Here is a 26,026-nt window from a genome sequence, read left to right on the forward strand (position 1 = left end):
CTCCCATGTGTTGGCGCCGGGAACGGCTGGAACAGGCAGGGTGAGGCGAGCATGGACGTACGGCACGGCACGGAGCTGGTGAGGGCGGCGCGGGACGGGGATCCACGGGCGCAGGACCGGCTCCTCACCCACTACCTGCCCCTGGTCCACAACCTCGTGGGCCGGGCGACGAACGAGCACCGGGACGCCGGCGGCGCCGTGCGGGAGACCATGCTGCGGGCGCGAGAAGGGCTCGGCGGACTGCGCGCTCCGGACGGTTTCCGGTCCTGGCTCGTGGCCGTCGCGGCGGACGTCGTCCGCGACCGTCAGGGGCGGTGGCACGCCGGGCCCCTCGCCGACCGCTCCCCGGGCCGGCCGGACGCCGACTTCGTGGACCTGGCCGTCGCCCGGCTGAACCTGTCCGGCCAGGAACGGGAGACCGCGGAGGCGACCCGCTGGCTGGAACCGGAACACGGCCTCCCGCTCTCCCTGTGGTGGCTGGAATGCACGGGCGACCTGGCCCGCCACGAAGTGGATTCGGCCCTCCGGCTCTCCCCGGAGGACACCGCGGCGCACATCCGGCGCATGAGGAAGCGGCTGGACGCGGCCCGGGTCGTCGTGCGGGCCCTCCGGGAGAACCCGCCGTGCCCCGCCCTGTGGTACGAGCTCGGCGGATGGGACGGGCGGCCGTCCGCGTCCTGGCGCAGGCGCATAGCCCGGCACGTCCACGGGTGCCTCCGCTGCCTCCCGCTGGCCGACGGCCTCCACCCGGTGGAGGCGCTGCTCGCGGGGCTGCTCCTGGTCCCCCCGGCGGAGCCTCTGCTCACGGCCGTCCGCGAGGGAGCGGGCCCCGCCCCCGTCGCCGCGGCGGGCCCGCACGGCACGCACGGCACACACGGCACACACGGCTACGAACCGATGGGGGCCTCCCCCGGACACGAGCGGACGGGAACGTTCCCCGGGTACGAGCCGGCGGAAACGTTCTCCGGTTACGGACAGGAGGAATCGTTCTCCGGGCATGGACAGGCAGGACCGCTCCCCGGGCACGAGCAGGACGCGCCCCTCTCCGGGTACGAGCCGGTGGAGTCGCCGGGGGCGGGTCCGTCCCTCGTCCCGGGGGACCGAGGTGTCCGGGGCGCCCGGAGCGCCCGGAGCGCGCGGCGCCGCAAGCAACAGCGGCTTGTGCGCCGGCACGCGGTGGCCGCGGGGATGGCGGTGGTCGCCGTCACCGGAGGGGCCTTCGCGCTGAGCGACGGTTCCGGTCGCCGGGACGTGGCGGACCCCGGCGCCCTGCGCGCCGCGACGGCCGGAGACCTCCCGCTCTCCCCTCCGCAGCCGGCCACGGCCCTGGCGGCGACCACCACACCGCCTCCGGGAACGTTCGGGCCGTCCGGCCCGCGCGCGAGCGCCTCGCCCGTTTCCCCCGGCCCCTCGGCCACCCCGACGACGGCCGCCCCGCGCACCTCGACGCCCGCACCGCCCCGGTCCGACCGCGCGGCCACGCGGGCGCCCGTCCCGAAGGTCACGGCCCGTCCCACGGCCACGTCCTCCCCCGCCCCCGCGCGCACGACCGCGACCCCGAAGAAGGACCCCGGCTCCGCCTCGACCGAACAGCAGGTGATCGACCTGGTGAACGCGGAGCGTGCCAAGGCGGGCTGCGGCCCCGTGACCGGCAACTCCCTTCTGGCCCTGGCCGCCCGGGGTCATTCCGACGACATGGCCGCGCGCGACTTCTTCGACCACACCAATCCCGAGGGCGCCGGACCGGGCGAGCGCTTCACGGCCGTCGGGTACGGATGGACCACCTACGGCGAGAACATCGCGAAGGGGCAGCGGACGGCCGAAGAGGTGATGGAGGCGTGGATGGACAGCCCCGGCCACCGCGCGAACATCCTGAACTGCTCCTTCACGGAGATGGGCGTCGGCCTGCACACCGAGGGCCGGTACTGGACCCAGACCTTCGGCGCGCGCTGAGCGCGGGGGCACGGGAAAACGGCCTCACCGGAAGGGGATCGGTGAGGCCGTTCGGCCCGGGGGCGGGAAGGAAAGAAGAAGGGTCACACGTCCATCGGGTCGAGCATGCCCTTGCGGAGCCGCGCCAGGTTGCGCGAGAGCAGTCGCGACACCTGCATCTGCGAGATGCCCAGCCTCTTGCCGATCTCCGACTGGGTCAGCTCCTCGACGAACCGCAGGTGGATCAGCAGCCGGTCGCGCTCGCCGAGTTCACCCAGGAGGGGGGCCAGGGAGTGGAAGTCCTCGAAGAGTTCGAGCGCCGGGTCCTCCTCGCCCATGAGGTCGGACAGCATGGCGCCGCCCTCCTCGCCCTCGCCGCCGATCGTGGCGTCGAGCGAGGTGGAGTTGTATCCGTTGGAGGCGATCCGCGCCTCGATGACCTCTTCCTCGGAGAGGTTCATCAGGGCGGACAGCTCCGCCACGCTGGGCGAGCGTCCGAGGCGGGAGCTCAGCTCCTCCGTCGCCTTGGCCAGCTCCACGCGCGCCTCCTGCAGCCGGCGCGGCACGTGGACGGCCCAGGAGGTGTCACGGAAGAACCTCTTGATCTCGCCCACGATGCACGGGACGGCGAAGGTGGTGAACTCCACCTCGCGGGAGATGTCGAACCGGTCGATGGCCTTGATCAGACCTATGGTGCCGACCTGGACGATGTCCTCCATGTCGTCGCCCCGGGCGCGGAAGCGGCCGGCCGCGTAGCGCACGAGCGACATGTTCATCTCGATCAGCGTGTTGCGCGCGTACTGGTACTCGGGAGTTCCCTCCTCCAGTACCGCCAGCCGGTCGAAGAACACCTTCGACAGTTCCCGCGCGTCCTTCGGCGCCACCTTCTGAGGGGCTTCGAGTACGGGAAGGCCCCCCACAGTCTTTTCGGTACCGGTCTTCGTGTCCGCCAGCGTCGTGATCGGCATTCCGACGACCCCCTCTATCGTAGACAACCCGTATTCCCCCGGACGGCCCGCATACCCCGGGTCCCACGGAGCATGCGCATTGATCTCAGAAATTTTTTCCGCGGGCGCCGGACCCTCTCCCGCGCGCGTTCAGCGGAGGGAGAGGCGGGCCCTGACCCGCTTTCCCGTGGGGTGCGGCTCCACGCTCACGCTCTCGCAGACGGCGACGACGATCTCCACCCCGTGCTGGCCGATGCGGCCCGGGTCGTGCCCCCTCGGAACGGGAGAGGTCTCGAGGCGGTCGAACACCGAGATCTCCAGGGCGTCCTCGAAGAGGTCGAGCAGGAGCCGGCAGGGACCGGGGGCGTGCCGTACGGCGTTGGTCACCAGCTCGCTGACCACCAGGCGCGCGAGGTCGATCCGCTCGCGGGTCACCGGCCCGTGCTCCGGGGACGGGGAGGCGGTGAGGAAGTCGACGGTGAAGTCGCGGGCGGACGCGACCATGCCGCCGTCGGCGTCCACGCCGTCGTAGTCGACACTCGCGGACAGCACGGGCTCCCGTGTCGCGCGCTCCGCGGCGATCGTCTCCGTCATCGGCCTGCCTCCCCTCACACGGCTCCGTGCCGCGCTTCGTACCTCATCCTGCGCCCCTTCCCCTCTCTGCGGTTTCCACACCGCGCGGGGCCGGAAATGCGGACAAGACCGTAATCCTTGCCGGCGGAGAGGGGGGCCCGTGCGTCCATGGTCCTCCCCCGGGGCCGCGTCCTCGTCGGCGGGGTGCGGTCCGCGCCGGTCCGGGCCGGGGTACGGGGGCGCCGTCCGGTGGTCCGGCGGGAGGTCCCTCGCGGCGCCCGGCCGTCGCCCCGGAGCGTGCGGGAAGCGGGCGGCACGCCTCCCGGCCGACCGGGAGGCGGCCCGGTCGGACAAGAGGACGATCACAAGGACACCACATCGTTCGCCTCGAACCGTCACAGGAAGGTGTGCGGTCACCGTGGGCCCGTCACCACCGAAAAGATATGGTTGCGGGGTGGAGGAAGCGCGATCCCCCGGGCCCCGGGCCCACGGCCACGCGCCGCACCCCCGCCGGAGTCCGTGGAGGCCCGGTGGGACACAGAGCGACGTGAGTCCGTGGCCGACGGGCAGGAGATCGACGGAGAGCGCTGTGCCGAAGTGATACGGAGGGAGTCCGGAAGGCGGTGTGGCGACACCCCGCGCGGAGCGCGTTCCGCCGTCACGCCTCGACCCACCGAATCCGTACCGCCTTCTGGAGAGATGTGGAGATGACCGGTGCGTCGCGAGGCCGACGCCCTCGGCCCCGGACGCCTGAGGAGTGTCGGTAGCCATGGACACCAACCCCGCCCCGTCCCGACGGGAGCCGCAGGAGACGACGCAGGCCGCCCGGGAGCTGATCGAGCTCCTCGAAGTGCTGTGGGAGCGCGGACGGGACATGGTGTCGTCGACACCGGTGTCGGCGTCTCAGCTCCGCGTGCTGTACAGCCTCGACCGCGAGGAGGGGATCAACCTCCGCGCGCTGGGTGAACTGCTCGGCTCCGCGCCGCCCTCGGTGAGCCGTATGTGCGACCGGCTGGAGGCGCTGGGGTTCGTGCAGCGGCTGCCCAGTCCCGTGAGCCGCCGACAGCTCGAACTCCACCTGACGCCGCGGGGCAAGACGTACCTGCGGGACCTCCGGGCCCAGCGGGAGGAAGCCCTGTTCTCCGTCATCTCCGCCATGACGCCGGCGAGCCGCAGGGCGCTGCTGCGCGGGCTCGCGGGGTTCCACGAGGCGCTGGAGCAGGAGAGACCCCCGGCCTCCCCGTCACGCGGAAGCCCGTCGCTCAAGGGCGTCCGGTCCGCCTGACCCCCGCGCACCGCGCGCCGCGCCCGTCCACGCGCCTCGTGTGTCTCGCTTGCCCCGTATTCCATTCGCCGCCCCCGCTCCCCCACGACGTGTCCGCCCCGGGTGCGAGCCGGGTGTCACTTCCCCAGAATACAGTTGCCTCGAAGCAACTGTTGTCCGGGCGTACCGGTGAGTACGCCTCAGAAGTCGCCGGTCTCCGGGAAGTCGGGGTCCGGCCGTCCCCGCCGTCCGTACCAGTCGAGGCAGACGACGAGCGCGTCGTCCTCCAGCGGGCTGTCACCGTGGTGCGTGGCGAGTTCGCGCAGGATCGCGCCCGGGACCTGGGTGGGGGGCAGCAGCATCGTGGCGAGGAGCGCGCGGGACAGTGCCCGCTCGCCGTAGCTCTCCCCGCCGGGGGAGGCGGCGTCGTACACGCCGTCGCTGCCGAACAGCAGTCTGTCCCCCGGGCGCACCGCGAAACGCTGCGGGACGTAGACGGAGTCCTCGAACATCCCCAGGGGAAGCTGCGCCTCGAACGGGACGGGCTCGACGGAACGCTCCCGCAGGCGCCACAGACGCGGGGAGCCGGCGTCCACGACCTCCGCCTCCCCGGTGGCGAGGTCGAAGCGCAGCAGGAGGACGGAGACGAAGGCGGCGCCGCCGTACCGCGCGTAGACCGCCTGGTCCGCCAGGGCCGCCTGGTCCGCGAGGCCGAGTCCGGCGCGGCGGGCGTTGCGGAGGGCGTTGAGGGCGAGGTTGGTGAGGAGGGCGGCCTCGACCCCCTCCCCCATCCCGTTGGTGACGGACAGGGTCAGGTGGTCGGCGGAGGCCGACCAGTCGTAGTTGTCCCCGAAGGTCGCGTAGGCGGGTTCCAGGTGCGCGCCGAGGGCGAACTCCCGGCGGGCGCAGGAGCGTCCCGGGAGGAGCTGCCACTGCATCTCGGCCGCCAGCGTCAGCCGGGTGGCCCGCCGCGCCGCGTCGTAGAGGTCGGTGTCCCGTTCGGCCACCAGGATCTCGTGGCCGAGCGCCTCGCAGACGTGCCGCAGGTCGGCGAGCAGGGGCACCAGGTCGCCGACCGCCGGCACCGTCACGGTGAGGACACCCGTCCGCTCTCCCCGGACGGTGACCGGAAGGTGCGCGGAGAGGCCGTCGCCCTCCTCGGTGACGTACGGCTCCTGGGCTCCGAAGGCACGCCCCTGCGGGCTGCCGTGGACCGGGACCGGCGGGGCGGAACCGGGGACGCGTTCGACGAGCTGGAGCGACCGCAGCGCGTAGTCGGCCAGCCGGAGCTCCACCCGCAGGGCGCCGTGGCGCTCCCGCAGCAGGTCCGCCACGACGTCGACCAGCAGGTGCGGAGCGGCCTGCCGCAGCGCCTGCTCGACGCCGGTGATCCCGTCCACGTCTCCCCTTCTCTCCCTTTCCCGTCCTTCTTCCCCTTTTCCCCGTGCGGCCCCGTCCGCCGCCGGACCGTGCCCTCTCCCGGTCTAGCCCGCGCGGCCCGCCGCGACGAGCGCCTCCGCCACGCCGGCGTGCAGGGGCGTCGTCATCGTCAGGCCGGTGATCTCCAGGATGCGCCGTACGGCCGAGGTCGGGGCGGCGAGATGGAGGTCGCCCCCGGCGGCCCTGGCGTCCCGTCCCGCGCCGATGAGGACGTTCAGGCCGGACGAGTCCATGAAGTCCAGGGAGGAGAGGTTCAGAACGAGGTGGCGGCGGCCCTGCCGGAGCTGGTCGTCCAGGTGTCCCCGGAGGAGGCCGGCCGTCTCGATGTCGAGCTCGCCCCCCACGGACAGGACCGCCGTGCCGGCGTCGCGGACCTCCGCCTCGACGTCCAGGTTCACTTCTCTCACGGGCATGCTCCCTGTTTTCCACGGATGATGGGGAAGGTTCGTGCGGACGGGCGGACGTGTGGTCAGGAGACCCGCACGCCGATCAGGCACGTGTCGTCGTCGGTGTCGGACTTGCTGTGCGTCAGCAGGACGTCGAGCCGCCGTTCGAGGCTGTCGGCCGGCGCCTGGGCCGTGACCAGCAGTTGCGTCAGGGAGTCGTGCACGGAGGTGTCGCGGCGTTCGACGAGGCCGTCGGTGTACATCAGGACGGTGTCCTCCGGCTCCAGCTGGATCTCCGCCTCCTCGTACTCGGCCTCGGCGAGGGCTCCGAGCAGCAGCCCCTGGAGCAGCGGCAGCGTGTTGGCCTCGGCGCCCCGTACGAGCACCGGCGGCAGGTGCCCCGCCCTGGCCCAGCGCAGGGTGCGGGTCTCGGGGTCGAAGACGCCGCAGACGGCGGTGGCCGTGACCTGCGCGGTGAGGTGGTGCGCCACGTCGTTGAGCCAGGACAGGAGCTGGGCCGGGCCCGCCCCGGTCACGGCGAGGCCGCGCAGGGCGTTGCGCAGGACCACCATGCCGGTGGCGGCCTCGATGCCGTGGCCGGCGATGTCCCCGACGCACAGCAGGATCTTCTTGGACGGCAGCACGACGGCGTCGTACCAGTCGCCGCCGACCAGGGACTCCGTCTCGGCGGGCCGGTAGCGCACGGCGACGTCGAGCCCCGGCGCGTCGAGCGGGGCCGTGGTCGGCGGCATGATGGCGTGCTGCAGCTGGAGGGCGAGGCGGTTGCGTTCCGCCGACTCCTGCTCGGTCATGGCGAGTTGGTCGCGGGTGGCCGCCAGCGCGACCTCCGTCCAGTGCTGGGCGGAGATGTCCTGGTAGGCCCCCCGTACGGCGAGGAGCCGTCCGACGGGATCGAGGGAGGGTTCGGCGACCACCCGGATGTGCCGGGTCACCCCGTCCCCGCGCAGCATGCGGAAGGCCGTCGAGTTCGCCCGCCGCTGGTGCAGCACGGCCTGGAGGAAGCGGCCGATGGCGTCCGCGTCGTCGGGGTGGGCGTGGGAGGCGAGGTCGCGCAGGGGTACGGGCCCCTCGGTGATGTCCCGCCCGAAGAGGTCGAAGAGCTGCCCGTTCCAGGTGATCTCCCCGGTCGGCACGTCCTCCTCGAAGCCTCCGATGCGGCCGAGGCGCTGGGCGTGCTGCAGCAGGCTGGCGAGCCGGGCGGTCTCGTCCTCGATGCGCCAGATGAGCAGCACGCTGTCGCCGTGCCGGCTGATGCTGATGTCGGCGGCGGACGCGAGCGGCACCTGGTCCACGAGGGCGGTCAGCCGGGTCCGCCGGGCGCGGAAGGGCTCGCCGGTGGCGTAGACGCGCTCGATCCGCTCGAAGAGTTCGTTGTCGCCGGCCGTCGTGGGGTACGCCTCCAGGAGCAGGGCTCCGTCGACGGCGCTCCGGGGGCGGCCCGCCGGGTCCTGGAAGTGTTCGTTGGCGTGGCGGATGCGGAAGTCCCGCAGGCCGCCCTCCTCGTCCAGGTGCGGGGTCAGGACCAGGGCGGGGTCGTAGAGCCCGTCGGCGATCTCCAGCAGTTCCGACATCCCGGCGGGCTCGGGCGGGAGGGTCCGCACCCGTACCGGCTGGACGGGGAGGGTTTCGAGCGTGTGGGCGCACAGTTCGGCCAGGGCCTCGACCTGGCGCTCCACGGCCCGGGGCTGGGGGCCCAGCGGCCGGGGCCAGCAGATCTCCAGGACGCCGTGGATGCGGCCGCCGGTGCCCGCGGGCACCGCCACCCGGCCGCCCGCGGGGTGGCGGGTGTGGCCGATCGAGGGGGGTCCGGCGGCTTCGAGCGAGGGGAACCAGACGGTGCGGCGGCCGGTGAGCGCCTGCCGGGCCACGGTCGTCACCCCCGGCGGTACGTAGCGCCAGCGGGCGGGTTCGTCGGCGCCGAAGCCGGCGTGGCCGCAGAGGGTCAGGGAGGCGTCGGGGCCGGTGGTCCAGATGGCGACGGCGGTGGCCCCCAGGGGGGCGAGGGCGTGTTCGAGCAGGGACTCCGCGACGGCCTGGCTGTCCCCCGCGTTGAGCGCGGCGCTCTCGGCCGTGCGCAGGCGCACGGCGACCGAGGCGCCGGCCTCCGCGTCCGGCCCGGTCTCCGCGCCCGGTCCGTCCGCCGCGTCCACGGCGCGGCGGACGAAGTCGTCGGTGACCTCGGCGACCCGGTCGCGGGCGGCCTGGTTGATGATGTCCGTCGCCAGCTCCAGCTGCGAGAGACCCGCCCGGTCGGCCAGGGCGGCGAGTTGCCGGGCCGCCTGCGCCGGGCCGCAGCCGAGGCGTTCGACGATGACGCCCTTGGCGAGTTCGATCAGGGCGCGCCCCTCGGCCGCGGCGTGCGCGGCGCGGACCTCTTCGCGCAGCCGCTCCACCGTGGCGGCCAGCCGTCCGACGGCGGAGTGGCGCTCCGCCGGGGGGTGCTCCCCGTCCGGGAGGGCGGGGGACGCGGCGGGGTCCGGGCGGTCGGGCTCCGGGTCCCGCGTGGTCCCGGCCGGACGCGGAGCGCCGTCCCCGCGGGGACCGACGGCGGGGTCCCCGCCGTGGTGGGGGGCAGCGCTCATGTCGCGGACTCCTGGGAGACGGCGGCCGGGGGCCGCGGGGCGGACGGGAAGACGGGCGGGGAAGGGGGACGGGGCCCGGCGGGGAGGGGCGGGCCGACGGGCAGGATACGGCTATCCGTCGTTCAGCCACCGGCGGATGCAGGCGATGAGGTCGTCGGCGTCGACCGGCTTGGTGACGTAGTCGCTGGCGCCCGAGGCGATGCTCTTCTCGCGGTCCCCCGGCATGGCCTTGGCCGTGACCGCGATCACGGGCAGTCCCGCGTGGGCGGGCATCTCCCTGATCCTGGCGGTGGCGGTGTAGCCGTCCATCTCGGGCATCATGACGTCCATCAGGACCAGGTCGATGTCGGGGTGCGCGGTGAGCGCCTCGATCCCCTTCCGGCCGTTCTCGGCGTGCAGGACCTTGATGCCGTGCAGCTCCAGGATGCCGCTCAGGGCGTAGAGGTTGCGGGCGTCGTCGTCGACCACGAGCACCGTGCGTCCCTGGAGGTCGGTGTCGATGGTCTGGGGCGCCGGCGGCCGGTGCTCGCCGCGCACCAGGGGCACGACGTCGCCCGGCTGGTCGGCGGAGAGGTGCAGGGCGATCCGCTCGCGCAGCTCGTCGAGGCTGGAGAGCAGTTCCAGCGGACGCAGGCGGGCGCGCGTCTGGAGGGCCCGCTCGTGTTCGGCGGTGAGCCTGCGGTTGTTGTGGGCGAGGACCGGGACGTTGCGCAGGGCCTCGTCCCCGTCCATGGCGTCCAGGAAGCCCAGGGCCTCGCCGTGGGCCATGTCGACCTCGAGCACGACGCAGTGGAACGGCTGGGTGGCGAGGGCGGTCGCGGCCTCCTGGGGGCCCACGGCCGTGACCAGCTCGATGTCGTCCCGGTCCGCGCGGTCGCGGCCGTCGGTCAGCTCGGCGAGGGCGTTCTCGGCGACGAGCGAGAGCAGGCCGCGGGGCCGCTCCTCGATCACGAGGAGGCGCCTGGTCTGCCGGGCCGCCGGAGCGGCGGGCAGGGCGGGGCGGGCGGTGGGGGCGTCGCCGGAGAGCTCCGCGGTCTCCGGCTCCTCCTCGGCCCGGGAGGTGTGGACGTGGGTGGACTGTTCCTTGAAGTCGGCGCGGGCGACGGGCAGGTAGAGCGTGAAGGTGCTGCCCTCGCCGGGTTCGCTGGCGACCGTGAGGGCGCCGCCGAGCAGATAGGCGATCTCCCGGCTGATGGACAGGCCGAGGCCGGTGCCGCCGTACTTGCGGTTGGTCGTCCCGTCCGCCTGCTGGAAGGCGCCGAAGATGGCCTCCAGGTGCTGGGAGGCGATGCCGATGCCGGTGTCCTTGACCCGGAAGGCGACGACGGGGCCGCCGCGGTGGACCGTGGCGGGCAGTTCGTCGTCCGAGGCGGGTTCGATGGACAGCTCGACGCTGCCGCGCTCGGTGAACTTGACGGCGTTGGAGAGCAGGTTGCGCAGCACCTGCCGCAGCCGGGAGTCGTCGGTGACCAGGTCCATGGGCACGCCGGCGGCGGTGGAGACGGTGAAGGCGAGGCTCTTCTGGGAGGTGAGCGGCCGGAACGTGGCCTCGACGTAGTCGAGGAGGCGGCGCAGCGCCACCCGTTCCGGGTTGAGGTCCATCTTCCCGGCCTCGACCTTGGACAGGTCGAGGATGTCGTTGATCAGCTGGAGCAGGTCGGATCCCGCCGAGTGGATGATGCCGGCGTACTCGACCTGCTTGGCCGTCAGGTTGCGGGTGGGGTTCTGGGCGAGGAGCTGGGCGAGGATCAGCAGGCTGTTGAGGGGGGTGCGCAGTTCGTGGCTCATGTTGGCCAGGAACTCGGACTTGTACTTGGAGGCCAGCGAGAGCTGCTGGGCGCGGTCCTCCAGTTCCTGCCGGGCCTGCTCGATCTGGAGGTTCTTGGCCTCGATGTCGCGGTTCTGCGAGACGAGCAGGGCCGCCTTCTCCTCCAGTTCGGCGTTGGAGCGCTGGAGCTCCTCCTGCTGCACCTGGAGCTCCTCGGAGCGGGCGCGCAGCTCGTCGGCCAGCCGCTGGGACTCCTCCAGGAGTTCGTCGGTGCGGGCGTTGGCGACGATCGTGCTGACGTTGACGCCGACCGTCTCCATGAGCTGCTCCAGGAAGTCCCGGTGCACGGAGGTGAAGGGGGTGAGGGAGACCAGTTCGATGACGCCCAGGACCTGGTCCTCGACCACGATCGGCAGCACGATCAGGCTGCCCCCGGCGGTCTGTCCGAGCCCGGAGGAGATGTACACGTAGTCGCCGGGCAGGTTGTCGGCGGCGATGGTGCGGCGGCTGCGGGCGGCCTGGCCGACGAGGGACTCGCCCAGTCCGAACCGGTCGCGGCCGGGGCTGTCGGCGGGACGCCCGTAGGAGCCGACGAGCTTGAGCTCGACGCCCCGCGTGCCGTCCTCCGCCAGGTAGAAGGCGCCGTACTGGGCGGAGACGAGCGGGGTCAGCTCGTCCATGACGAGTTCGGCGACGACGGCGAGGTCGCGGTGGCCCTGCATCAGCTCGGAGATCCGGGCGAGGCTGGACTTGAGCCAGTCCTGTTCCTGGTTGGCCCGGGTGGTCTCGCGGAGCGAGCCGACCATCGCGTTGATGTTGTCCTTGAGTTCGGCCACCTCGCCCGAGGCGTCGACGGTGATCGAGCGGGTGAGGTCGCCCTCGGCGACGGCGCTCGCGACCTCGGCGATGGCGCGGACCTGACGGGTGAGGTTCCCGGCGAGTTCGTTGACGTTCTCGGTGAGGCGCTTCCAGGTGCCGGAGACGCCCTCGACCTCGGCCTGGCCGCCGAGACGGCCCTCGCTGCCGACCTCGCGGGCGACGCGCGTCACCTCGGCGGCGAACGAGGAGAGCTGGTCGACCATCGTGTTGATGGTGGTCTTCAGTTCCAGGATCTCGCCCTGGGCGTCGACGTCGATCTTCTTCGACAGGTCGCCGTTGGCGACGGCGGTGGTGACCTGGGCGATGTTGCGGACCTGCCCGGTCAGGTTGTTCGCCATCGAGTTGACGTTGTCGGTGAGGTCCTTCCAGGTGCCGGCCACGTTCGGCACCCGGGCCTGGCCGCCGAGACGGCCCTCGGTGCCGACCTCGCGGGCGACGCGCGTCACCTCGTCGGCGAAGGCCGACAGGGTGTCCACCATGGTGTTGATGGTGTCGGCGAGCGCGGCGACCTCGCCCTTCGCCTCGACGGTGATCCGGCGGGAGAGGTCGCCCCGGGCGACGGCGGTGGCGACCTGGGCGATGGAGCGCACCTGTCCGGTGAGGTTGGACGCCATCACGTTGACGTTGTCGGTGAGGTCCTTCCAGGTGCCGGAGGCGCCGCGCACGGTGGCCTGGCCGCCGAGGTTGCCCTCGGTGCCGACCTCGCGGGCGACGCGGGTGACCTCGTCGGCGAACGCGGAGAGCTGGTCGACCATCGTGTTGATGGTGTTCTTCAGCTCCCGGATCTCGCCGCGGGCGTCCACGTCGACCTTCTGGGAGAGGTCGCCCTTGGCCACCCCGGTGGCGACGTGCGCGATGGAGCGCACCTGCGCGGTGAGGTTGCCGGCCATGGAGTTGACGGAGTCGGTGAGGTCCCGCCAGGTGCCGGAGACGCCCTTCACGTCCGCCTGGCCGCCGAGGATGCCCTCGGTGCCGACCTCGCGGGCGACGCGGGTGACCTCGTCGGCGAAGGAGGAGAGCTGGTCGACCATCGTGTTGATGGTGTTCTTGAGTTCCAGGATCTCGCCGCGGGCGTCCACGTCGATCTTCTGGGAGAGGTCGCCCTTGGCGACGGCGGTGGCGACCTGGGCGATGTCGCGGACCTGGGTGGTGAGGTTGCCGGCCATGGCGTTCACCGAGTCGGTGAGGTCCGCCCAGGTGCCGGAGACACCGGGGACCTTGGCCTGGCCGCCCAGGGTTCCCTCGGTGCCGACCTCCCGTGCGACGCGCGTCACCTCGGAGGTGAAGAGGGACAGCTGGTCGACCATGCCGTTGAAAACGCTGGAGATCTCGCCCATCAGCCCGCCCGCCTCGCCGGGCAGACGGGTGCCGAAGTCTCCGTCGCGCACGGCGGTGAGACCGGCCAGGAGCTGGCGCAGTTCGGCCTCCCCCACGGCGGCCGGCCCCGGCCGCCGTACGGCCGAGGAGCCTTCGATCGTCTCAGACATGCCTCATCCTCGTTCGCTCGCCAGGCGCCGTCTCGGGCCTGAGCACAGCCGCGGCCCCGGTCGGACCACTGCCCCTCCCGTACGGACCCGGCCTGGACCGTTGCCGTACGACAATAAAGCCGACCCTACTCCCCCGGTGATCCTCCCGAGGAGAGTGGTAGGGAATCCCACGGCCGGATCGGACCGTCGCGGGGCTCCCCGGCGCCGCGCCCCCGAGGGGGCACGCACCCTTCCTGCCCACGCGGACCGCATGCAACCCGGGAACGGGGGTACGCGGCCGGTCGAGCCGGGCGGTCGGCGCCCTGTCTGTGAGGGGAGACCCACTGTGTTGATGGCCCATCCCGCGGTGCTGAGCAACCTGATCGAGCAGTACGAGACGCTGAAGGTGCTGCACGCGGAGAACGGAGGCGCCGAGGTGCGGCAGCGCATGGACGACATCGCGTACACGCTGTGCGTCTCCACCGGCACGCGCGACGTGGACACGGCGCTGGTCGCCGCCCGCCACCGTCTGCCCGGCGCGCGCCCCGAGGACGACTCGGTGCTGACGGCCTGAACCCCGGACGCCTCGAACCCGGCACGCCCTCCCCGGGCGGGGCCGGGTTCGGCCGTTCACGGGGCCGTACCGGGCGCCGGCGCCGGGGGAACACGCGACCGTGCCCGCCACCGTTTCCGGTGGCGGGCACGGTCGTGCCGGTGGGGACGTGTCACCAGCGGTACCAGCGACCCGATCCGCCCTTCGGGCGGGCCACGAAGCCCACCAGCCACAGGACGAACACGATCACCGCGATCCACCAGAGGGCCTTCACCGCGAAACCGGCACCGAAGAGGATCAGCGCGAGCAGAAGAACAAGGAGAAGGGGAACCATGGTCATCGACCTCCGGTCATTCACGCACCCGCGATAACGGGTATTTTACGCGTATCGAAAAGAAATGATGGAAAAGAAAAGAGAAAGGACGGACCCGCTGGGGGCGGCTCCGGGAAGGGGCACGACTCCGTTCGTACGGCGCCGCTTCCGTTCCCGTAACCTCCGCGTCAGACGCGGCCGCCGGTGAGGCGGGTGAGGGGGCCCCGGGAGCGCAGGACGGACCGGCGGCCCAGGGCGTACGCACCGGTGATCGCGGCCGCGGCGCCCACGGCGGTGCCGCCGACGGCGGCCGCCTGGCCGCGCGCGGCGGTCCACAGCCGTCCCCCCGCGTCCCGCACGGTGTGGACGGCCGTACGGCTCCTCGCGGCGGGGGACGCGGGCGGCCCGTCCGGGCTTCCGGGGGCCGCCGCGTCCGCATCGTGATCGGCGACGAGGCGGAGCCGGGCGCCTCCGGGCGCGGTCCGTGAACCGGACCGGGCGGGCCGGCGGCTGTCGTCGTTCTTCTCCGATGCGTTCATGCCCACCGTCTAGCCGGACCTCGCCGGAACAAACCCCGAGCCGGTACGAAGAATGCCGCGGGTGACGTCCCGGGGCCGGGAGGTGGCCGGAACCGGCCGCCTCCCGGTCGCCGCTCCCGCATCACCGCCGTTCTCCTGGGCAGGCGGGAAGCGGGGGATCGGGACGCGGCCGGTCCCGACCGTTCCACCGCCCGCCCCTCCCTGAGATCCACGGGCTCCGCGCGACGTGCGGCCCGTGTCCTCGTGAAAGGACCTCCTGTGACACGCACCGTCGCCCGGGTGATCGTCGACGCCCTCGCGGACCTCGGCGTCGGCCACGTCTTCGGCGTGGTCGGCGACGCCCTCAACCCCCTCACCGACGCCATCCGCACCACGGACGGCATCGACTGGGTGAGCTGCCGGCACGAGGAGGCCGCCGCCTTCGCCGCCGGGGCGCAGGCCCAGCTCTCGGGCCGCCTCGGTGTCTGCATGGGCACGGTGGGGCCGGGCTCGGTCCACCTCCTCAACGGGCTGTACGACGCGGCCAAGAGCGGCGCCCCGGTCCTCGCGATCTGCGGCCAGGTCCCGCTGTCCGAGGTCGGCGGCGACTACTTCCAGGAGGTGGACAACGACCTGCTGTTCCGGGACGTGGCCGTGTACCGGGCCACCGTCACCTCCCCCGTCCAGATGCCGAGGCTCCTGGAGTCGGCGGTCCGGGCGGCGGTGACCCGGGGCGGGGTGGCGGTGCTCACCGTGCCCGGGGACCTCGGCGACCAGGAGGTCGGGGACGACCGCCCGCCGCGGTTCGCCCTCCCCCGCCCCGCCGTGACCCGCCCCGACGACCCGGCCCTGGCCGAGGCCGCCGAGGCCCTCCGCGACGCCTCCCGGGTCACCCTGCTCGTGGGGCACGGTGCCCGGGACGCCCGCGAGGAGGTGCTGCGCCTGGCCGACCACCTCGCGGCGCCGATGGTGCTCACCCTCAAGGCGAAGGAGGGGTTCGAGGAGGACAACCCCTACGAGGTGGGCCAGACCGGCCTGATCGGCAACCCGGCCGCGGCCCACGCCATGGACGCGTGCGACACCCTGCTCATGCTCGGCACCGACTTCCCGTACCGCGACTGGTACCCGGAGGGCCGGCGCGTGGTCCAGATCGACCTGCGGGAGGAGCACCTGGGGCGGCGCGTCCCGGTGGACGTGGGCCTCGCCGGGGACGTCGGCGCCACGCTGCGGGCCCTGCTGCCGCTGCTCGCCCCGATCGGGGACCGCTCGCACCTGGACGGCGCCCGTGAGCGGTTCCTGCGGTGGGAGGAGGAGCAGGCCGGTCTCGCGGACCCGGGCCACGACAAGAAGCTCGTGGGACGGGTGCGGGCGGTCTTCGACAACCGGGACCACGACGTCCGGCCCGAGGCGCTCGCCAGGGCCGTGGACCGGCACGCGGCCGAGGACGCGGTCTTCACCTCCGACACCGGCATGGCCACCGTCTGGCTGTCGCGCTTCGTCCGCATGCGGGGCGACCGCCGCCTGCTCGGCTCGTACAACCTGGGTTCCATGGCCAACGCCATGCCGCAGGCCCTCGGCGCCCAGCTGTGGGACCGTGACCGCCAGGTCGTGGCGTTCTGCGGCGACGGCGGACTGAGCATGCTCCTCGGCGACCTGATGACGCTCCGGTCCGAACGGCTCCCGGTCAAGCTCGTCGTCTTCGACAACCGGCGCCTCGGGATGGTCAAGCTGGAGCAGGAGCAGGCCGGTCTGCCGGAGTTCGGCACCGTCCTCGACAACCCGGACTTCGCCGCCGTCGCCGAGGCCCTGGGTCTGACCGGGATCCGCGTCACCGACCCCGGGGACCTGGACGAAGCCGTGCGCCGGGCCTTCGAGACCCCCGGGCCCGTCCTCCTCGACGTGCTGACCAACCCCCAGGAGGTCGCCGTCCCGGGCAAGCCGACCGTCTCCCAGGGGTGGGGCTTCGCCATCGCCAAGATCAAGGAGAACCTGCCGGGCGCGGGCGGGTGACCGGAAGCCGCTCCACGGGCCGGCCCCGGGGGCGCCGGCACGCCGCGCGCCCTGTGCACGCGCTCCCTCCCTGCGGACAATGGGCCCCGGACGGCGGGGAGTTCCGGGTCGTGAGGGGGGCTCATGTGGTGGTGGCTGGGCGGGGGCATGTGGGTGGCGGTGGGCGTGGCGTCGTTCGGGTTCTGGGTGTCCCACCACAGGCTCCGGACCTACCGCCCGCCCCGGACCGCGCGGGAGGAGGGCGCTCCGGACCCCTACGCGTACGCGTACCTCGTCGGCGGGCCCCGGCAGGTGGCCAGGACCGCGCTGACGGCGCTGCGTCTGGCGGGCCTGGTCACCGTCGTGGGGAACCGGATCGTCCGCGCGGACGCGGCCGGCCGTGACCTTCCGGCCCATCCCGTGGAGGCGGCGGCGCAGGCCCTGTGCCGGCCGGGGCGCGGCCGGCGGGGGACGGCGACGGAGCAGCGCGTCGAGGGGAGCCGGGCCGTGCGCCGGGTCGGCGCCTCGCTGGGTGAGGAGGGGCTGATCCCGCACCCCCGTCTCACGGCCCTGCGGGAGGGCTGGGGAGGGGTCGCGGTGCTGACGGACCTCCTGGCCTTCCCCCTGGGCATGATCGCCCTGGGGTGGCTGGGCGATCCCCGCCAGGGCACCGCCGCGGCCTGGACGTCCCTGTCCCTGGTCCCCGCGGTGATCTCCCTGGTGCTCGTCCACCGTGCCCACTCCCCCTCGGGAGGGCCCGTCGGAGGGGTCCGCCGCCCGGCGGGGCCTCCACCGCCCGCGGCCTCCGCCACCGACCGGGTCCTGTACGAGGTGGCCGCCCACGGCACGGCCGCGGACGCCATGCCGCAGGACCTCCGCCGCGCGCTGTGGCGCCCGGCGCCCTCGGACCACGTGTCCGACGACCCGCCGGGGCTGGGAGGGGCGGGTCTCTAGGAGGCGCCGTGTCCGGAAAGTCCCGCCCGGGCCGCGACGCCCGGGAGGCACCGTGTCCGGGCCGGTTCCCCGCAGCTCCTCGGTCTCAGTCCGTCCCGGCCGCCTCGTCCGCCCCGTCCGTTCCGGCCGCCCCGTCCCCCTCGTCCGTTCCGGCGGCCCCGGCCGTCCCGTCCGTCTCGTCCGCCTCGATCTCGGCCCACACCGTCTTGCCGTTCTCGGTGTGGCGCACGCCCCAGTTCTCCGCGAGGGCGGCGCAGATCAGCAGTCCCCGGCCGCTCTCGTCGACCGCCTTGGCGTGGCGCAGGTGGGGTGCGGCCTGGCCGGAGTCGCTCACCTCGCAGACCAGCGCGGTGGAGTCCCTGATGAGCCGCAGGGTGACCGGTTCGGCCCCGTAGCGGATGGCGTTGGTGACGAGTTCGCTGACGAGGAGCGTCGCCGTGAACGGCTCGACGGGATGGTTCCACTCCCGGAGCTGTTCCTCGACGTGGGCCCGCGCGATGCCGACGGCGGAGAAGTCGAAGGGGACGGGCCACTCGGCCAGTTCGTCCGGCGGCAGGTACCGGGTGCGGGCGAGCAGCAGGACGCGGTCGGGGGCGAGGAGCCGGGCCACGTCGTCCGCCATGGCCGCCGGGGAGCGCTTCGGGTGCGCGAGGGCGTTCACCAGGTCCTCCGTCCGCACGTCGCCCTCGCCGGACGCCATGCAGAGGGTGCTGCCCTCGGGGAGGACCGTCGAGGCGCAGGCGAAGGGGGGTCCCCCGGCGCCCAGCAGCGGGCCGTCCCCGACCGGCCGCGTGTCGATCGAGCCGTCCGGGTGGACGACGGCGAACAGCGAGGTGCCGGCGCGCGCGACGTCGAGCTGCCCGTCGGTCGGGTCGTGCACGGCGATCGTGCAGCTCGCCGTCGCTCCGTCCTCGCCGGGCGGGCCGCCCGGCTCGGCGGCGAGGCGGAGGGTCGTGGCGTGGAGGCGGGCGAGCAGTTCGTGGGGGTCGAGGTCGAGGGTGGTGAGGCTGTGGACGGCCGTCCGCAGCCGGCTCATGGTGGCGACGGCGCTGAGCCCGGCGTTCTCGACCTGGCCGACGACGAGCGCGACGCGGGCCCCCGGCAGGGGAATGACGTCGTACCAGGCGCCGGCCCCGCTGCCGTCCGGCTGGTTGCGCTCGGCGGCGTCGACGGCTCTCTGGGTGGCCTCCTCCTGGCGCAGCGGCCAGCTCTGGAGCGCCGTCATGACGGTGTGCTCGCGGGTGAACCGCAGGGCGTTCTCCAGACAGGTCGCCGTGCGGGTCGCGATGCTCTCGGCCAGGTCGAGGTCCTCGTCCCCGTACGGTTCGTTGCCGTCCGCGCGCTGGAAGACCACGGCTCCGAAGACCTGGCCGCGTACCGTCAGCGGTGCCACGAGCCGCGTGCCGCCGGTCCCGTCCTCCCGTTCCGGCGGGAGGAGCCGGGGTTCCGTGGGCAGTTCCCTGCCGAAGACGCCGGGGAGCAGGTAGGAGCCGGCCGTCGGGATGCGGGGGCCGCCGTCCGTCCCGCCGGTCGCGGCGCAGCGCAGCAGGGGGGACGGGTCCTGGGAACGGAGGCCGGGCTCCCTGCCCCTCAGTACGGCGTCGGTGAGGGCGACCACCACCGTGTCGGCGAATCCCGGCACGGTGACGTCGACCAGTTCCCGGGCCGTGCGCTCCACGTCGAGGCTGGAGCCGATCCGTTCGCGCGCTTCGTGCAGCAGCCGGAGGCGGGCCTGCGCCTGTTCCCGCTCGGTGACGTCGGTGCTGGTGAGGACCAGTCCCAGCACGTGTCCCGCGGCGTCCTGGAGGCGGTGCGCGGAGACGGAGAAGACGTACTCGCTGCGCGGGTCGGCGGGCGGCCGTCCCGTGACGAGGCGGTCGGTCACCGGGCGGCCCGTGGCGAGGATCTCCCGCAGCGGCTCCTCGTCGACGCCCACGCCGAGGGGGGCGTACGCCTCCGTCACCGGCAGGCCGACGATCCGTTCGGCGGGGACGCCGTGGAGGTCGACGGCGACCGTGTTCACGCGGACGACGCACAGATCGGTGTCGAGGACGTGGAGGCCGATGTCGGACTGGGTGAAGACGGCGTCGAGGACCGCCTCGTCCCAGGGTTCCCACGCGGGGGACTCCGGGGAGTCGCCGGTGTCCGTGTTCATGCTTCTCCCCCCGTCAGGCGAAGACGGTGCTCAGGGCGGACCGGGCGGCCTCGGCGTCGGAGAGGCCGTGGTACACCGGCGGGATCTCCCTGTCGAGGCCGAAGTGGTGGTGGACGGCCGTCATGGCGGAGCGGACCGCGTACTCGGCGGTGGAGACGACCCCCTCGGGGAGTTCGACGAACCGGCCGAGGAAGGCGAAGTTCCGGGCTCCGTCCGGGACGACGCGGGGACGGTCCGGGGCGGCGCGGCGCTGGAAGGGGGCACCGGCGTAGGGCATCCGGACGGTGGTGATCCCGGTGGTGGACCGGACCTCGTCGGCGATGTCGTCGAGGCCGAGGTGGCCGAGGAGCTCGTCCAGGACCTCGGCGCCGGTGCAGTCCTCCATCCTCTTCGGCACGTGGTCGCCGGGGACGTCCCCGGCGAGGGCGTACCCCCACAGGGTGTACGCGTCCTCTCCCGGAACGTGGAGGCGGGGCCGGGCGGGCACTTCGAGCGAGAGCAGCCAGCGGGAGTCCTTCCAGGTCACCAGGGCTCCCTCGTCGGGGATGTCGCCGGTGTGCTTCTGGATGTGGTCGAGGAGCGCGCGGCAGGTCGTGGTGAGGGTGAAGAACCCCCGCCAGGTCTCGTCGACGCTGCCGCAGAAGGCGTGGGGACGGCCGAAGTCGGGGGCGTTCCCGGCGATCGACTCCCACAGCCGCCAGGAGCCGTCCCGCCTGTCGCGGACGAGTTCGGGCACGGTGGTGTCGTCGCCGTAGGTGGTGTCGGCGGTCGCCGAGCCGAGGGTGAGGAACGCGTAGTCGTCCTCGCCCAGTTCGATCGTGCCCGTCCCGGCCCCGTCCCGCCGCACGTGCAGGCGGGAGAGGCGGCGGGCGGCGGGGCCCGAGAAGTCGGCGTCGGTGACGGTGGTCCCGCATTCGGTCCGCACTCCCCGCTCGGCGAGCCACCGGCGGATCGGGCGGACGACGGAGTCGTACGGGTCGTGCCCGCCGTGCCGGATTCCGGGCAGGGTGTGGAGGCCGCCGAGCCGGTGGGCGAAGGCGAGGAGGTGCCGCTTGAGCTCGACGGCCGAGTGCCAGGTCTGGAACGCGAAGGTCGCGCGCCACACGCACCAGAAAGGGGTGGTGAAGAAGTGCGGCCGGAAGAGGTCCTCGATGCGCCGGGACCCGATCAGCCGTTCGGGCAGGGCGAGCAGACGGGCCATGTCGACCCGGTCGCGGGCGTCCAGGCCGGACTCCGGGGCGTCGGCGACCGTGCGGTCGCCGTCGACGACCCGGATCCTGGCGCGGGCGGGAGGTCCGGCGGGGGCGAGCAGGGCCCGGCGCACCGAGACCGCCGGGTCGTCCGGGGACGGGATCGTCTCCAGGAGGCTCCACAGGCAGACGCAGTGCGCCTCGTCGAGCATCCGGCCGCCCCGGGTGGCGTACCCGCCCGCGCGCGCCGGGGCGGGTACGCCGGGCGGGGGTCCACCGGCGGCCGGCAGCTGCTCCAGGACGCGCACGTTCTCCCCCGGGAGCCCCGCGTCCCGTACGAGGAGGACGGCCGCGGCGAGGGAGGCGAGGCCGCCGCCGACCAGATGGACCCTGGAATGCTTCGTCGCCGGCACGGGCTGACCTCCGGTACGTCGTGGAACGGGCGGGAGCGCGCGGGTCCGGGCGCTCTGCCCCACGAGCCTCCCCCACATCCCCGCCCCGCGCGATCCGGGGGGCCGGGGCCGCCGCCGTACGGTGGGCGGGGACCCCCGGACGGCGGGACCGGCGGGGGACGGTGCGCGAGGACGAAAGAAGCAGGTACGAAACGGGACAGCGGGGATGTTTCTCCCGGTCCCTCGCGGTTGGTCGTCCGTACGACCGGCGTTTCGGCGCGCATCCGCAGGAAGGAGCGGTACCGATGTCGAATCCGCAACAGCCCGAGCTGCGACGCGGCGACAAGGGGGCGGGCACCCCGCAGGACAGCCGGGCCCGCAAGGCGGCCGAACCCACCGGGAACGACGGCCGCCCCCACGGGACCGACCGGGGGAACAAGGGCGGGGGGAAGGGCGGCGGCACGCCTCCCGAGCAGCGGCCCGACCACCCCGTCTGAGGCGGCCGCCCGCGCGCGGGGTCCGGGACCGGCCCCGCGCGCGGGGCCGGGAAGGGCCCTACCCGGCGGCCGGCGCCTTCCGCCAGGTGTCGGTGCGGGGCTCGTGGACGACGAGACCCAGGGCGGCGAAGTCGCGCAGCCAGCCCTCCATCGGCCACGTCCCCCAGCGTTCCCTGAAGACCGCGCCGTTGCGCAGGATGTCGTCCAGGTGCTCGACGGGCGGGCGGCTCACGGGGTGGTACTGGTGGTACGCGGGGGCGCCGCCGACCCACCACAGGCCGACGCCGCGCGCGGCCGCGGTGCGGGCGAAGTCGGTGTCCTCGCCGCCGTACCCGGTGTAGTCCTCGCAGAAGCCCCCGACGGTGCGCCAGGTGGCGGCGGTGAGCGCGAACGAGAGGGACCAGAAGAGCCGGTGGTCGCCGCCGCGCAGCACCTCGGTGTCCTCCGGGACCGGCCGCGCGGGGTGGGGCGGCGCGAGTGCGGGGAGGTCGCCGAGGCGGTAGCCCCCGGGCGGCGGGGGCGGCAGGTGGGCGACCGTGCCGCACAGCAGGGCGCCGTCCGCGGCCGCCCCGGCGTAGCGCGCCAGCAGGTTCTCGCCGGGTACGCAGTCCACGTCGAGGAAGACCAGCAGGTCGGCCCCGGCCGCCAGCGCGCGGGCGGCACCGGCGTTGCGGGCGGCGGCCAGGGGGAGGCGTCCACCGGCGCCCGGGACGACGCCGATCGTCTCGGCGGCGGGCCGTCTGCCCGCGACCGCCCTCCCGGCCTCCCCGTCACCCATGGAGACGACCAGGTAGAGGTCCGGCCGCCGCGTTCCGGCCGCCAGTCCGTCCTGTTGCAGGCGGAGGTGCCGGTGCCGGCCGACGACCAGGGTGATCACCGCGACGCGCACGGCACCCGCCGTTCCCCCGGCACCGCCCCGGACAGTTCGTCGAGCAGCCGGGCCGCGCGCCGGGCGCCGTCCCCGGGCGCCCAGGCGGACCAGCGGTCGCCGGGCAGCTCCGCCGTCCGGGCGAGGAGCCCCTCCCACTCCCCGGGCCGGGGCCAGTCGGGGCACACGGTCGCCAGTCCGGCCGCCCGCAGGGCACGGGCGGTCGCCCGCTGTTCGTCGTGGGGCCGGTCCTGGGGGACGACGACGGCGGGCGTGCGGGCGGCGGCGCACTCGGCGACGGCGTTCTGCCCGGCGTGGGTGACGACCACGTCGGCCCGGCACAGCAGGGGCCAGGGGTCGTCGGTCCACCGGCCGCCGTCCGGACCGCCCAGGAACGTCCAGGTCCAGCCGGGGGCGGCCTCGGCGGCGCGCCGGAGGTCGTCGGCGCCGATCCCGGTGCCGCCGGCGCCCAGCATGACGACGACCTCCCCGGTGCCCGTCCGGGAGGGCGCCGGGGGGCGCGGCCTGCCGTCGTAGCGGGAGAAGGCCCCCGTGTGCAGGGTCTTGTCGAGCCAGCGGCGCGGCCAGTCCGGTTCCGGCACCGTCCCGGGCCAGGGGGCGAGCAGCGCCTCGGCCGTGTCGTACGCCAGGCGGTGGGCGGGGTCGAAACGGTCGCCGCGCATCGCCGCGACGACCACGGGGATGCCCATGAGCCGTGCGAGCAGGGCCACTTCGACGGAGACGTCGCTCACGAAGAGACGGGGCCCGGTCCGGGCTATCCAGTCCGCGATCACGCCCATGCGGCCCCGCAGGCCGGAGTGGTGGCGGGGCACCCAGTGGAGCCGCCCGCCGGCCGTCGGGTCCGCATCCGGTCCGGCGGGGTCCGTTCCGGCGCGGTCGTCCCTCGGCAGGCGCAGCCACTCCCCCGTCCAGCCCTCGGGCCGGGGCAGGGAGGAGAAGCCGGTGACGGGGACGCGCGCGTGCCGGGCGACGCACACGGCGCGGTGCAGGTGGCCGCGGCCCTGGTGGTGCACGTAGTAGCCGATCACGCCGCCAGCTCCCCGTACAGGGCCGTGTAGCCGTCCGCCATGGCGTCCAGGGAGCAGAAGCGTTCCGCGCGCCGCCGGGCGGCGCGGCGGTCCAGCCGCGTCGTGGCGTCGACCAGTCCGGCGAGGGCGCCGACGTCGTCCGGCGGGGCGAGCGAGCCGCACTCCGGGTCGAGGATCTCGCCCAGGGCGCCCCGGTCGAAGCCGCACACCGGCGTCCCGCAGGACAGGGCCTCGGCGACGACCAGGCCGTACGGCTCGTCCCAGCACGGCGTGACCAGGGCGGCGGCCGCGCCGCCCACCAGACGGGCCAGGTCGCGGTGGCCGAGGTGGCCGAGGTAGGCGATGTCGTCGTCCAGCAGCGGCGCCAGGCGGGTCGTGAAGTAGTCCGCGTCGCCGACGGGCCCGGCCAGCAGGAGGCGGCGTCCCGCCTTGCGGGCGGCCTCGGCGGCGAGGTGCGGTCCCTTCTCGGGCACGACGCGGCCGAACCACACGAGGTACCCGCCGCCCGGCCCCTCCGGCCACCGGGCGGTGTCGACGCCGTTGCGGATCACGCGGGCGTCGGGGACGAGCGGGCGCCAGACGGCCGCGGTGTGCTCGCTGACGGCGGTGAAGGTCACCGGGCAGCGCGGGTCCGCCTGGACGGCGGACTCCAGCCACGGGGTGGGGGGCGTGTGCAGGGTGGTCACCACCGGTGTCCGGACGACCGGGGCCATGGCGACGGGCAGGTGGTGGAGGCTGTTGTTGTGGACGAGGTCGAAGCGGTCCCCGCCGTCGCGCGCCAGGTCCAGCATGAGCCGGAGGTACGCGTGGTGCTCGTCCATCCATACCTTCGCCGGCATGCTGACGTCGGAGCGGGCCGCCCGGCTCAGCGTCGGTCGGTGGACGGGGAGTTCGGTGACACCGAGGGCCGGGTCGGAGCCGGGGGCGGCGAAGAGTTCGACGTGGTGGCCGCGGGCCTTCAGGGCGCGGGCGAGCGACCAGGTGTGCGCTTCGAGGCCCCCGGCGAAGGGTTCCCTGATGGGGAAGCGGGCGGAGGCGACCAGCGCGACGCGCAGGGGCCCGCTCATCCCAGGAGCCCTCGGTAGACCGCGCGGTGGGCGGCGGCCACCCCGGCGCGCTCGACGGCCCGGTCCGCCGGGGAGGCCCGCCATCCCGGCCGGGTCCGGTGCGCCTCGCGCACGGCCTCGTACAGGGACGTCTCGTCGAGGCCGTCCGCCACGGTGTGGCCGTAGGACAGGCACGGGCGCTGTTGGGCGTAGAAGCCGCAGGTGGGGGCGGCCACGGGGGTGCCGAGGTCGTGGCACGCCTCCAGCCATCCCGAGTGGGTGCCGAAGGCGTAGGGCAGCACGGACAGGTCGAGGTCGGTGAGGTAGTCCCACAGCTGGTCGTCGTCGAAGTAGTCGTGCACGCGCAGGCGCAGCCGGCCCGCGTCGGAGAGCGTCCGCAGCTCCGCGAGCACGTCGGGCGCGTAGGCGTGCGCGCCGGGGTCGGCCACCTCGCGGTGGACGTTCACGTGCAGCTCCGCCCCCGGCAGGTCGGCCACGGCCGCCGCCGCGGTGCGGACGACGGGCAGGAGGGCCATGTTCGGGCGCAGGCTCTTGGCGTGCACTCCCACGCGGAACCCCTCGCGGGGCGGGCGCGGCCGGGAGAGGCGGGGCTCCTCGACGACGTGCGGGTGGGGCAGGACCGTCGCCGCGCGGTTCCAGCGCCGGCGGATCTCGGCGGCGGCTCCGGGGGTGAGCGTGATCAGGTGGTCGGCGGCCGGGACCAGGACGTCCAGGGCGGCGTCGTGGGGCGCGGGGTCGGGCTGGTGGGGGTTGCGCAGGTCGTGCACGGTGTACACCAGTGGTTTGCCGTGCCGCCGCAGGGCCCGTACGAGCGAGGCGAGGTCCTCCGGGGACTGCGCGTCGAACCCGAAGTGCAGGTGGAAGACGTCGAAGTCGGCGTGGTGGGCGTGCACCCACCCGGGGTCGAGCATGACGGGGGGCCACCAGCGCTGGGAGGTGCTGGGCGCCCCGTTGGGCCGGGGGTCCGCGAGCCGGACGATCCCGTCCGGCGCCGAGCCGTCCGAGCAGTGCCGTACGTAGACGTGTCCGGCGGGCACGGAGGCGACCCGCACCGTCCCGGCGGCGGACGCCCCCGGTCCGTGCGACGCGGACGGGAACCGGTCGGTCGTCGTCATGGCGCTCCTGCCTCGGGACGGTATTTCCGGGGCGGCCGCTACCCAGGAAGGTCCACGGGCATGCGCGAGGTGCGGAACATGCCATTCCTCTTCCGGTCCGGCGGCCCG

20 protein-coding genes are annotated in these 26,026 nt (G+C 74.2%); 6 read left to right on the forward strand and 14 right to left on the reverse strand.

The window, feature by feature from the left end:
• Positions 1–51: 51 nt before the first annotated feature.
• Positions 52–1,953, forward strand: coding sequence for a CAP domain-containing protein (locus ACZ6AQ_RS10710; RefSeq protein WP_468759084.1), 1,902 nt, complete (start codon positions 52–54; stop codon positions 1,951–1,953).
• Positions 1,954–2,036: 83 nt separating this feature from the next.
• Here the strand turns inward: ACZ6AQ_RS10710 and ACZ6AQ_RS10715 are convergent, their stop codons facing one another.
• Both ACZ6AQ_RS10715 and ACZ6AQ_RS10720 read right to left on the reverse strand, forming a co-directional pair.
• Positions 2,037–2,900, reverse strand: a complete 864-nt coding sequence (locus ACZ6AQ_RS10715) for an RNA polymerase sigma factor SigF (protein ID WP_468759086.1) — start codon at positions 2,898–2,900, stop codon at positions 2,037–2,039.
• 129 nt (positions 2,901–3,029) lie between these two features.
• On the reverse strand, positions 3,030–3,473 hold the full coding sequence (locus ACZ6AQ_RS10720) for an ATP-binding protein (RefSeq protein ID WP_388689858.1): 444 nt from the start codon (positions 3,471–3,473) through the stop codon (positions 3,030–3,032).
• Between the two features lie 748 nt (positions 3,474–4,221).
• Between ACZ6AQ_RS10720 and ACZ6AQ_RS10725 the strand changes: the two genes are divergently transcribed.
• Positions 4,222–4,737 (forward strand): MarR family winged helix-turn-helix transcriptional regulator, encoded by a 516-nt coding sequence (locus tag ACZ6AQ_RS10725; RefSeq protein WP_468759088.1) that lies wholly within the window; start codon positions 4,222–4,224, stop codon positions 4,735–4,737.
• A 179-nt stretch (positions 4,738–4,916) separates the two neighbouring features.
• Here the strand turns inward: ACZ6AQ_RS10725 and ACZ6AQ_RS10730 are convergent, their stop codons facing one another.
• From ACZ6AQ_RS10730 to ACZ6AQ_RS10745, 4 genes are all read right to left on the reverse strand, one after another.
• The gene (locus ACZ6AQ_RS10730) at positions 4,917–6,116 is read right to left on the reverse strand and encodes a PP2C family protein-serine/threonine phosphatase (protein WP_468759089.1); all 1,200 of its coding nucleotides are present in this window, start codon (positions 6,114–6,116) and stop codon (positions 4,917–4,919) included.
• A gap of 84 nt (positions 6,117–6,200) precedes the next feature.
• Positions 6,201–6,569: an STAS domain-containing protein gene (locus tag ACZ6AQ_RS10735; RefSeq protein ID WP_468759090.1), complete on the reverse strand. Its 369-nt coding sequence runs from the start codon at positions 6,567–6,569 to the stop codon at positions 6,201–6,203.
• A 56-nt stretch (positions 6,570–6,625) separates the two neighbouring features.
• Positions 6,626–9,145 (reverse strand): GAF domain-containing SpoIIE family protein phosphatase, encoded by a 2,520-nt coding sequence (locus tag ACZ6AQ_RS10740; RefSeq protein ID WP_468759092.1) that lies wholly within the window; start codon positions 9,143–9,145, stop codon positions 6,626–6,628.
• 111 nt (positions 9,146–9,256) lie between these two features.
• Positions 9,257–13,279, reverse strand: a complete 4,023-nt coding sequence (locus tag ACZ6AQ_RS10745; protein WP_468759093.1) for a HAMP domain-containing protein — start codon at positions 13,277–13,279, stop codon at positions 9,257–9,259.
• Between the two features lie 325 nt (positions 13,280–13,604).
• Between ACZ6AQ_RS10745 and ACZ6AQ_RS10750 the strand changes: the two genes are divergently transcribed.
• A complete protein-coding gene (locus ACZ6AQ_RS10750) occupies positions 13,605–13,832 on the forward strand; it encodes a DUF5133 domain-containing protein (protein ID WP_468759094.1) in 228 nt (75 codons plus the stop codon).
• A 151-nt stretch (positions 13,833–13,983) separates the two neighbouring features.
• On the opposite strand, the gene ACZ6AQ_RS10755 is transcribed toward ACZ6AQ_RS10750, so the two are convergent.
• On the reverse strand, positions 13,984–14,145 hold the full coding sequence (locus ACZ6AQ_RS10755; RefSeq protein WP_388690000.1) for a DUF5670 family protein: 162 nt from the start codon (positions 14,143–14,145) through the stop codon (positions 13,984–13,986).
• Positions 14,146–14,312: 167 nt separating this feature from the next.
• Entirely contained in the window at positions 14,313–14,663 is a 351-nt protein-coding gene (locus ACZ6AQ_RS10760; protein ID WP_468759096.1) for a hypothetical protein, read from the reverse strand.
• A gap of 258 nt (positions 14,664–14,921) precedes the next feature.
• Here ACZ6AQ_RS10760 and ACZ6AQ_RS10765 point away from each other — a divergent pair, with 258 nt between their 5' ends.
• The gene (locus ACZ6AQ_RS10765; protein ID WP_468759098.1) at positions 14,922–16,652 is read left to right on the forward strand and encodes a thiamine pyrophosphate-dependent enzyme; all 1,731 of its coding nucleotides are present in this window, start codon (positions 14,922–14,924) and stop codon (positions 16,650–16,652) included.
• 123 nt (positions 16,653–16,775) lie between these two features.
• Positions 16,776–17,585, forward strand: coding sequence for a TIGR04222 domain-containing membrane protein (locus tag ACZ6AQ_RS10770; protein WP_468759099.1), 810 nt, complete (start codon positions 16,776–16,778; stop codon positions 17,583–17,585).
• An 85-nt stretch (positions 17,586–17,670) separates the two neighbouring features.
• Here ACZ6AQ_RS10770 and ACZ6AQ_RS10775 read toward each other — a convergent pair whose 3' ends face one another.
• Positions 17,671–19,740 carry a SpoIIE family protein phosphatase gene (locus ACZ6AQ_RS10775; protein WP_468759101.1) on the reverse strand — a complete coding sequence of 690 codons (2,070 nt, stop codon included), beginning with the start codon at positions 19,738–19,740 and terminating at the stop codon, positions 17,671–17,673.
• Between the two features lie 13 nt (positions 19,741–19,753).
• The gene (locus ACZ6AQ_RS10780; RefSeq protein ID WP_468759103.1) at positions 19,754–21,343 is read right to left on the reverse strand and encodes an oleate hydratase; all 1,590 of its coding nucleotides are present in this window, start codon (positions 21,341–21,343) and stop codon (positions 19,754–19,756) included.
• Positions 21,344–21,627: 284 nt separating this feature from the next.
• Between ACZ6AQ_RS10780 and ACZ6AQ_RS10785 the strand changes: the two genes are divergently transcribed.
• Positions 21,628–21,819: a hypothetical protein gene (locus tag ACZ6AQ_RS10785; protein ID WP_468759105.1), complete on the forward strand. Its 192-nt coding sequence runs from the start codon at positions 21,628–21,630 to the stop codon at positions 21,817–21,819.
• Positions 21,820–21,877: 58 nt separating this feature from the next.
• On the opposite strand, the gene ACZ6AQ_RS10790 is transcribed toward ACZ6AQ_RS10785, so the two are convergent.
• The 4 genes from ACZ6AQ_RS10790 to ACZ6AQ_RS10805 are packed head-to-tail and all read right to left on the reverse strand — an operon-like array spanning position 21,878 to position 25,918.
• On the reverse strand, positions 21,878–22,708 hold the full coding sequence (locus ACZ6AQ_RS10790) for a glycosyltransferase family 2 protein (protein ID WP_468759107.1): 831 nt from the start codon (positions 22,706–22,708) through the stop codon (positions 21,878–21,880).
• Positions 22,693–23,736: a glycosyltransferase gene (locus ACZ6AQ_RS10795; protein WP_468759109.1), complete on the reverse strand. Its 1,044-nt coding sequence runs from the start codon at positions 23,734–23,736 to the stop codon at positions 22,693–22,695. Before ACZ6AQ_RS10795 ends, ACZ6AQ_RS10790 begins: the two co-directional genes overlap by 16 nt.
• Positions 23,733–24,803: a glycosyltransferase gene (locus ACZ6AQ_RS10800; RefSeq protein WP_468759110.1), complete on the reverse strand. Its 1,071-nt coding sequence runs from the start codon at positions 24,801–24,803 to the stop codon at positions 23,733–23,735. The genes ACZ6AQ_RS10795 and ACZ6AQ_RS10800 overlap by 4 nt, the downstream gene beginning before the upstream one ends.
• Complete coding sequence (locus ACZ6AQ_RS10805; protein ID WP_468759112.1) at positions 24,800–25,918, reverse strand: glycosyltransferase family 1 protein; 1,119 nt, start codon at positions 25,916–25,918, stop codon at positions 24,800–24,802. Before ACZ6AQ_RS10805 ends, ACZ6AQ_RS10800 begins: the two co-directional genes overlap by 4 nt.
• Positions 25,919–26,026 lie beyond the last annotated feature (108 nt).

It is taken from the genome of Streptomyces sp. NPDC041191, assembly GCF_055591945.1.

What these genes read in the sequence shown, in the direction of transcription:
- ACZ6AQ_RS10710 (WP_468759084.1), top strand. Translation starts at nt 52, where the DNA reads ATGGACGTACGGCACGGCACGGAGCTGGTGAGGGCGGCGCGGGACGGG.
- ACZ6AQ_RS10715 (WP_468759086.1), bottom strand. Translation starts at nt 2,900, where the DNA reads ATGCCGATCACGACGCTGGCGGACACGAAGACCGGTACCGAAAAGACT.
- ACZ6AQ_RS10720 (WP_388689858.1), bottom strand. Translation starts at nt 3,473, where the DNA reads ATGACGGAGACGATCGCCGCGGAGCGCGCGACACGGGAGCCCGTGCTG.
- ACZ6AQ_RS10725 (WP_468759088.1), top strand. Translation starts at nt 4,222, where the DNA reads ATGGACACCAACCCCGCCCCGTCCCGACGGGAGCCGCAGGAGACGACG.
- ACZ6AQ_RS10735 (WP_468759090.1), bottom strand. Translation starts at nt 6,569, where the DNA reads ATGCCCGTGAGAGAAGTGAACCTGGACGTCGAGGCGGAGGTCCGCGAC.
- ACZ6AQ_RS10740 (WP_468759092.1), bottom strand. Translation starts at nt 9,145, where the DNA reads ATGAGCGCTGCCCCCCACCACGGCGGGGACCCCGCCGTCGGTCCCCGC.
- ACZ6AQ_RS10745 (WP_468759093.1), bottom strand. Translation starts at nt 13,279, where the DNA reads ATGTCTGAGACGATCGAAGGCTCCTCGGCCGTACGGCGGCCGGGGCCG.
- ACZ6AQ_RS10755 (WP_388690000.1), bottom strand. Translation starts at nt 14,145, where the DNA reads ATGGTTCCCCTTCTCCTTGTTCTTCTGCTCGCGCTGATCCTCTTCGGT.
- ACZ6AQ_RS10760 (WP_468759096.1), bottom strand. Translation starts at nt 14,663, where the DNA reads ATGAACGCATCGGAGAAGAACGACGACAGCCGCCGGCCCGCCCGGTCC.
- ACZ6AQ_RS10770 (WP_468759099.1), top strand. Translation starts at nt 16,776, where the DNA reads ATGTGGTGGTGGCTGGGCGGGGGCATGTGGGTGGCGGTGGGCGTGGCG.
- ACZ6AQ_RS10775 (WP_468759101.1), bottom strand. Translation starts at nt 19,740, where the DNA reads ATGAACACGGACACCGGCGACTCCCCGGAGTCCCCCGCGTGGGAACCC.
- ACZ6AQ_RS10785 (WP_468759105.1), top strand. Translation starts at nt 21,628, where the DNA reads ATGTCGAATCCGCAACAGCCCGAGCTGCGACGCGGCGACAAGGGGGCG.
- ACZ6AQ_RS10800 (WP_468759110.1), bottom strand. Translation starts at nt 24,803, where the DNA reads ATGAGCGGGCCCCTGCGCGTCGCGCTGGTCGCCTCCGCCCGCTTCCCC.
- ACZ6AQ_RS10805 (WP_468759112.1), bottom strand. Translation starts at nt 25,918, where the DNA reads ATGACGACGACCGACCGGTTCCCGTCCGCGTCGCACGGACCGGGGGCG.